Here is a 595-nt window from a genome sequence, read left to right on the forward strand (position 1 = left end):
TGATGACATTTGGGCTTCAGTTCACAAACAACAGCGGAACCACCGTAATCGATTCGGAATACGCAAGGCTCGTTGTGATTTCCTCGGGCAGGTATGCGCCGACCGAAGAGTCTGGGATGGGCTCAACGACCTATTTCCCCCGACCGGTTACATCCCAGGAACCGCCCCTGGTGTTCGTTCGCCCTGACACGGTGAGCGCTGTGGCAGGGCTTTGCTTCATGCGCTTGGTTGGTTCGGCGGGGAATTGGACCGGCTTCTACGTCAGGGCCTATAGCGCAAGCACGGCGCAGCCGAACGGGCGATATTTCGTGGCTGCGTTTATGGCCCAGGTTGTGGCCGATTTCGGTATGAGGCTGTGGGATGGAGGGCAGAGTCTGCTATTTGATTCGGGAACGGTCGCCGCGAACTTCACCAGGGCGTTTCAGAACTGGACTTACGTCAAATATGACTACGATGACCAGGGCCTGACGAGGGTTTACTACACGGTTGACTTTGGCTTTCCGCAAGACGAATACCTGTTGATAAACAACTTCGGGATGCCTATGAATGCCGGTAGCGCCATTCCCAGGAACCTCTATTGTTGGTGGGATTTTCC

Annotated in this window: 1 protein-coding gene; it reads left to right on the forward strand. The window is 55.3% G+C overall.

The features are described from left to right. Nucleotides 1-2 precede the first annotated feature (2 nt). On the forward strand, nucleotides 3-595 hold a 593-nt coding region (locus HAQ05_RS28010), incomplete at its 3' end, for a hypothetical protein (protein WP_190427662.1).

The organism is Pseudomonas typographi (genome assembly GCF_014694385.1).
GTDB lineage: Bacteria > Pseudomonadota > Gammaproteobacteria > Pseudomonadales > Pseudomonadaceae > Aquipseudomonas > Aquipseudomonas typographi.